Origin of the sequence: Faecalibacterium sp. Marseille-Q4137 (assembly GCF_017377535.1) — a bacterium.
GTDB lineage: Bacteria > Bacillota > Clostridia > Oscillospirales > Ruminococcaceae > Faecalibacterium > Faecalibacterium duncaniae.
Genome location: NZ_JAFREK010000073.1, coordinates 1 through 6679 on the forward strand (window position 1 = coordinate 1; position 6679 = coordinate 6679).

9 protein-coding genes are annotated in these 6679 nt (G+C 51.5%); 8 read left to right on the forward strand and 1 reads right to left on the reverse strand.

What is annotated here, in order from left to right:
* Nucleotides 1-591 precede the first annotated feature (591 nt).
* The 5 genes from J3353_RS15360 (at nt 592) to J3353_RS15380 (ending at nt 3398) form a co-directional block, all read left to right on the forward strand.
* A complete protein-coding gene (locus J3353_RS15360; protein ID WP_242701003.1) occupies nt 592-978 on the forward strand; it encodes a hypothetical protein in 387 nt (128 codons plus the stop codon).
* A 1-nt stretch (nt 979) separates the two neighbouring features.
* Nucleotides 980-1309, forward strand: a complete 330-nt coding sequence (gene mobC / locus J3353_RS15365) for a plasmid mobilization relaxosome protein MobC (protein ID WP_097773947.1) — start codon at nt 980-982, stop codon at nt 1307-1309.
* A gap of 108 nt (nt 1310-1417) precedes the next feature.
* The gene (locus tag J3353_RS15370; protein ID WP_128117862.1) at nt 1418-1696 is read left to right on the forward strand and encodes a hypothetical protein; all 279 of its coding nucleotides are present in this window, start codon (nt 1418-1420) and stop codon (nt 1694-1696) included.
* An 8-nt stretch (nt 1697-1704) separates the two neighbouring features.
* Entirely contained in the window at nt 1705-1962 is a 258-nt protein-coding gene (locus J3353_RS15375) for a hypothetical protein (RefSeq protein ID WP_097771442.1), read from the forward strand.
* Between the two features lie 53 nt (nt 1963-2015).
* Complete coding sequence (locus tag J3353_RS15380; protein WP_207685185.1) at nt 2016-3398, forward strand: relaxase/mobilization nuclease domain-containing protein; 1383 nt, start codon at nt 2016-2018, stop codon at nt 3396-3398.
* Nucleotides 3399-3452: 54 nt separating this feature from the next.
* On the opposite strand, the gene J3353_RS15385 is transcribed toward J3353_RS15380, so the two are convergent.
* Nucleotides 3453-3647, reverse strand: coding sequence for a DUF3873 family protein (locus tag J3353_RS15385; protein WP_044959886.1), 195 nt, complete (start codon nt 3645-3647; stop codon nt 3453-3455).
* 232 nt (nt 3648-3879) lie between these two features.
* Between J3353_RS15385 and J3353_RS15390 the strand changes: the two genes are divergently transcribed.
* From J3353_RS15390 to J3353_RS15400, 3 genes are all read left to right on the forward strand, one after another.
* A complete protein-coding gene (locus J3353_RS15390; protein WP_005921759.1) occupies nt 3880-4212 on the forward strand; it encodes a helix-turn-helix domain-containing protein in 333 nt (110 codons plus the stop codon).
* A gap of 112 nt (nt 4213-4324) precedes the next feature.
* Nucleotides 4325-4837, forward strand: a complete 513-nt coding sequence (locus J3353_RS15395) for a hypothetical protein (protein ID WP_156070466.1) — start codon at nt 4325-4327, stop codon at nt 4835-4837.
* 465 nt (nt 4838-5302) lie between these two features.
* The gene (locus J3353_RS15400) at nt 5303-6640 is read left to right on the forward strand and encodes an FMN-binding protein (protein ID WP_207685184.1); all 1338 of its coding nucleotides are present in this window, start codon (nt 5303-5305) and stop codon (nt 6638-6640) included.
* The last annotated feature ends 39 nt before the right edge of the window (nt 6641-6679 follow it).

The following is a 6679-nucleotide window of genomic DNA, read 5'->3' on the forward strand; positions in this document are numbered from 1 at the left end:
ATATTAAACAGACTAAGATGGTGTCTAAAGACATCAGCGCCTCCGCACGAGAATGAATAGGATTTCCTATCATTTCGTATCACGAGAAGTTACATAGAGAGATTTGCTTGCACTTGCAACGTCCACCGAAAATCGAAAGCCTTGCTAATTTCGAGCCAATTGGACGGTGTAAAATCCCTATGAAAATGCTTATGAAGCGTAATACCAGATAGGATTTGAAACAGTGAAAAACCTTGTATTTTCAAGGATTTTCTTGCACTGTGTTGCACTTGGTTTCATCGTATCGGGTCTACTCCTAAGCGAAAGGCCGGCGGTTCGAATCCGCCTGAGGACACTATTTCAAAAAATTGCGAAGGTCATTTTTCCATGTGAAAGATGGCCTTCGCATTTTTCATTTTGAACCGATCACCAAAATCAGCCAGCGAATGCCATTAGCAGAATTTTCGGTTCCAGCTAATAAAATCAGGTTTCCAGCTAATGAAGCCCCATAAAGCACCTTTTGGACTCTGTTTTCCGGCTCTCTGCTAAAATTGGCAGCCGCTTTTCTGTAAATCCATGTAAATACAAGATCAGGCCGTACTCCGGGCAGAGTTGAGCTACCCGGTGTCGCTGGGCGATGATGCGCGCGGCAACATCATTCGTCTGGACAATGCCATCGACAATTTCGCTGACCGAATTGCAGACGCTGAAAATGCTCTGCAAAATCTAGAACAGCAGAAACAGGCCGCAGAGATTGAAGTGGCAAAGCCATTCGCGCAGGAAGAAGAACTGGCTGAAAAGTCTGCTCGCCTTGCCGAACTGAATGCTCTACTGAATATCGACCGTGACCGCAGTTCCTCGCAGGATACTCCCGAAGAATCCGAGGAAACCGAAGCACCCGCAACTCGTCCGTCTGTGCTGTCTGCACTGGAAGAAAAAACCAATCAGCCAGAGCTTGTTAAGCCGTTCAAAAGCTATCTGGATAAGGAGGGCCGATAATTTGAAAAAGCGGGAACACCGTCTCTTTATTCGTGTGACTGATGAAGAACGGAGCTGCATTTTAGATAAGATGTATGGCATGGGCATCCACAGCCTGAGTGCCTATATCCGCAAAATGGCATTGGATGGCTACTGCCTGAATCTCGACCTTCCGCAGCTGCGGCGCATGGCTTATTTGCTCCAGAATTGCAGCAACAACTTGAATCAGGTAGCAAAACGTGTCAACGAAAGCGGCAAGATCTATGCTGCCGACCTTGCCGATCTACGCACCCGGCTGGATGAACTGATTGATATCGGCAAGCAGATTCTTTCCAAGCTGGCAGAGTTATAAAAATTCCCGCAGTTGGAGGACTGCGGGTGTACATATAACGCTTGACATCCTTGCAACGCAGTAGTCGATACCTTTATAATAAGGGCGAACAGGAAGGAAGTGCTTGATATGATGTCTATGCTGAAGAAAATTGTTCTTTTCCCGATTTCTCTCTTTGTGGCGTTTCTAGCTCTGATGGCAAGGTGGCTGCTAACCCTGTCCAGCTATGTAGTTGCTCCGCTGATGCTCTACATCTTCGGCTGCGGCATCTACACTGCCTATCGCCAGACTTGGGATCAGTTTCTTATCCTGCTGGTGGCCGAGTTCATCTGCTTCATCCTCTTTTTCGGTGCAACTGCCATCACCGAGGGTATCGGGCGTTTCAGTGAGTGGCTTGCAGAACTGTGAGGGATGCTATGAGCAAACAGAGGATAGAGGATTGTTATTTTGAACACAACAGCACGATTTTTTCTGAGATGCTGGGTGAGGATGAAGAGTATCTGCGACTGAAAAAAGCCAAAAGAGCAGCTGAGGAAGCCTTGCAGAGCGTTATCAGCAAAGAAGCGTGGAATCAATATCTCGCCTTAGATGAAATCTGCAATGAGTTGGAATGCGCCAGATACAAGGCAATGTATCTGGCGGGTGCCGCCGATTACGAAAAAATATCCAAATGATCTCAATGCCGCCTCCGGGCGGCATTTTTTCTTTGCAATAGGGGGTGATGATGCTGGCAGCAACACGGCTGATTGCGCTGCACAAAAACAAGGGCATGACCGTTGCGGCCTGCCTGAAAAATCGCACGGACTATATCGAAAACCCGGACAAGACTGAGCAGGGGCAGTTTGTCAGCAGCTATGCTTGCAGCGCCCTGACAGCAGATGAAGAATTTATGCTTACCAAGCGGCAGTACGACCTTGTGAACGGACGAAGGCAGAAAAGCGATGTGATCGCTTATCAGATACGGCAGTCCTTTCGTCCGGGGGAAATCACTGCAGAGGAAGCTAACAAGGTGGGCTACGAACTTGCCATGCGTTTTACCAAGGGCAAGTATGCGTTTGTTGTTGCCACCCATACGGACCGGCAGCACATCCACAACCATGTGATCTTTAACTCCACGGCACTGGATGGCACCAGAAAGTTCCGGGATTTTTTCTTTTCGGCGTTGGCAGTGCAGCGGTTGAGCGACCTGATTTGCTTGGAACACCAGTTGTCCATCATTGAGAAGAAGCCCTATCGGGAACGGCAGAAGCGTGTTCTCTATCCTCCCAAGGAAAGCAACAGGGACCGCCTATGCGGAATCATCGACACAATCCTTGCAGAAAAACCGGGAGATTATGAAACGTTTCTGCAAAAGCTAGAGCAGCAGGGCTACGAGGTGAAGCGTGGCAAGTACACGGCGGTGAAGGGCAAGGGGCAGAAACGCTTTATTCGGTTCCGAACGTTGGGCACCGGTTATGGCGAGGACGAGATCAAGGCGGTGCTGGAGGGCGAAGCAGAGCACCGCCCTTATCAGAAGCAACCGCTCAAAGAACAGCCCTTCCAGTTGCTGGTGGACATTCAGGGAAAAATGGCGGCAGGCAAAAGTGTCGGCTACAAAAAGTGGGCAACAAAGTTCAACCTGAAAGAGATGTCCAAGACCTTGCTGTTCTTGCAGGAGCAGAAGATCAGCAGTGCCGACGAACTGCAGGATCGAGCAGCGGCGGCGACAGAACGCTATCATGCCATGGGCGATTCCATCAAGGCAGCAGAAGCAAGGCTGACAGAGATTGCCGTGCTGAAAACCCACATCATCAACTATGCCAAGACCCGCCCGGTCTATGATGCCTACCGCAAGTCGGGGTACAGTAAAAAGTTTTTGGAAGCTCACCGGGAGAAAATCACCCTGCACAAGGCGGCGAAAGCTGCCTTTGACGAAGCCGGGCTGCAGAAGCTGCCGAAGGTCAAGGAGTTGGATGCGGAGTTTGCAGAGCTACTGACCAAGAAGAAAGCCGCTTACCCGGACTACCGCAAGGCACGGAACGAGATGCAAGAACTGGTTCGGGCACAGAAAAACGTGGAACGATTTTTCGCGGGAGAAAAGGACACCATCGAAAAAGCGCAGACCCGATAAACGAATACCGCCGAGGACTCTTCCCATTTTGGTGAGATGTCCTCGGCGGCTTTTTTAGTTTATATAGCAGCGGTCCTGTTTTATAAGCCAATCTTCACACAGCCGCTGGGCTTCGTCCTTTGTGCAGCAGGTGCAGTTGAAAAGTTTGCCACGGATGGAACAGTAAGTGTAGTGTACCTTCGGGACTCCATTGGCATCTCGAAAATCAACGCAGCGTTCCTCACCGGGCAGCAGATAGATCGTATCCACGTTCAGCAGCTCCTTTTACCTTCGTTCATGTGCCAAGGGGCACAACATTTGCTATTGTACCATGTACCGTCCCCAAAGACCATTGCTTTTTTGACCAAAGATACGCACAAAAATTTTCCACCTTGAAATCACCCGAATAGCGTTGAATAAACGCAAATGGATTGTGTATAACAAAAATTGCGACAGGTATGCTATTGGTGTGCAACAAACACAATTAGAGTGTGAGGTCTCTATGAATACGCTTTTGGGTCAACGAATACGAGAGCAGCGCAAGGAAAAAGGCTGGACGATTGAACAGTTTGCAGAACGGGTCGATTTGTCAGCAAATTATGTTGGAGATTTAGAGCGCGGAGTAAAAATCCCCAAACTGGAAACCTTTATCCGAATCGTAGAGGTGTTGGACGTATCTGCTGATGTGCTGATCCGGGATTCCGTTCCATCCGCATCCCATGTGGCAGATGACGAACTGAGCAGAAAGCTGAGCCAGCTCACACCGGGGCAGAAGAAAGCTGCCATTGACATTCTGAATGCATACACCGACAACATTCCCTATATTACAAAATAACACCTATGTCAAAGAACGCCAGCAAACGTGCTGACGCTCTTTCTTTTTGCCCTCAAATAGTCTATAATCAACACTATAAGCGTGCATATAACACTAATAGGGAGTATTTGAGGTGAACGACATGACAATCCTACCCAATATCGAAGAAGCAATGGAAGATGCCCGGAATGGAAAGCTGAGTCCGTATTGGCAGAACGATCTCAAACGTGAATGCCTGCATAGGAAGTTATCGGATGAAGAACGGCCGGCTCTTTCGGAACTGAATTGCATTTTGTCCGAGACTCCACAATGGAGCAGCGAAGAAGAACTGTGTATCGAAATGGAGAACATCGGTGGCAGGGTTCGCTTCTGTCACTTTTGGGATGAGCACTACTCCATGGTGCAGTTGACGGAAGATCGCAACGGAAAATACTCCGCAGCCTACGTTCTGGATACAGAAACCACCCCGGATGTGCGTAAGGTGGCGGCATTGCAGGCACAGAAAGAACTTGCGGACTGTATGCAGGTGTGGGGCGTTTCGCTTCTGGATGCGCCTGTTCCTGAACAGATGAAGTACGATTCTCTTGCAGAAGCCGCTTCTCACCTCATGCAAGTTTTGAACGACCCAGAGCACATCACCGGGTAAAAAGCGTCCCGAAGGGATGCGCAGCCTGCATTGGAAAATGCAGATTAAAGGGGCTTGGGGCATTCCCCAACAGCGTTTTGCAACGCAAAATAAGCAGATGTATATACGTCTGCACTGCTTGCTGGTACAATGTCATCGATGAAACAAAAATAGTTTCATCAAGGACGGTTATATGGTTGTGCCGATTTCCAAAACATAGTAATATTGAAGTACTAACTGGGGCTGAAAGTGGCAAAACTGCTTGCTTGGTTTCCATTCAGGAATTACTAACAGCGTAGACCGTCCGTTCGCTTCGTATATCGTCAGCGTCACAATTGACACCAATTTATCATTCTTCACGAAGTATGTGACAAAATCTCTTGACAGCACCTCACAAAATATGTTATCTTTTGTAAACATCCTTGAAAAGGTATGACCTTTTCTGGGGGCCGAACACAAACCGATTTTTCTCTGGAGGAAAGACCCATGAAACAGGAGATCATCCGCAAACTGAGCGCTGCCGTGGCCATGAGCCTCGTTGTTGGCGTCTCTCTGGCCGCCTGCGGCGGCAGCAGCAGCTCCACCGCTGCCGGTGTGACTAAGACCGGCTCTGCCGAAGGCTTTGGCGGTGCTGTCACCGCCACCCTGACCGTGGATGCCAACGGCACCGTTACCGACTGCAAGCTGGAAGGCGCACAGGAGACCGAGAGCATCGGCGGCGCTGCACTGGAAGAGCTGTCCAAGCAGGTCGTGGCCGCCAACGGCCCCGCCATCGACGGCGTTGCCGGTGCCACGGTGACCACCAAGGCCGTCCGGAAGGCCGTTGCCGCCGCACTGGGTGTGGAGCTGGCCGAAGAAACCCCCGCCGACTCTGCTGCCGCAGCCCCCGCTGAGCCCGCCGCCATCGTCCCGGTGGAAGGCGGCATCCAGATCGGTCAGGCCTATGCTGCCGCCCACGGCACCAAGTGCTTCACCGAAGCGGTGGCTGTGGTGAAGGATGACGTCATCCTCGCCGCCTACCTCGACGATTTCCAGTTCACCAGCGCCGATGCAGGCGTGACCGCCGTGCCCAACTCCGACTCCGACTTTGCCGCAGGCTACGCCGAGGGCAAGGTGCTGATGTCCAAGCGGGCCAACGCCGATTATTACAGCAAGATGATGGCTGAAAAGGGCGGCTCCACGTTCGCTCTGGATGCAAACTTCGACGCCATCCAGAACTTTGCCGTCGGCAAGACCATCTCCGAGCTGGAGGATGTAGCCGCCAAGGGTGCCGAGGCTGTGGACGCCGTCTCCGGCGCAACGCTGGTGGATACCGCCGGTTATCTCTCTGCCATCGTGGATGCCGCCAAAAATGCCCAGACCACGCAGGCCGTGGAGTTCAACGGCAGCTCCGAGGACCTGAAGCTGAATGTGGTCTATGGGGCTGCACACGGCACCAAGTGCTTCACCTCCGGCGCTGTCGCCACCGCCGGGGACACCATCGTGCTGAGCTACATTGACGAGTTCCAGTTTGCCGGTTCGGACGCCGGGGTCGTCGGTGTGCCCAACTCCGATTCTGACTTCGGCGCAGGCTACGCCGAGGGCAAGGTGCTGATGTCCAAGCGGGTCAACGCCGATTACTACAGCAAGATGATGGCCGAAACGGCTGGTTCCACCGTTTCGCTGGATGCCAACTACGACGCCATCCAGAACCACGTGAACGGCATGAGCATTGCCGACGCCGAGGCTCTGAGCAAAGATGAAAAGGCTGTGGACGCCGTTTCCGGTGCCACGCTGGTGGATACTGCCGGCTACGTTGGAGTGCTGGTGGATGCCGCAAAGTAAGGCAAGAAAAATAACGTTCCTCTAAACACAGCAGCGCCC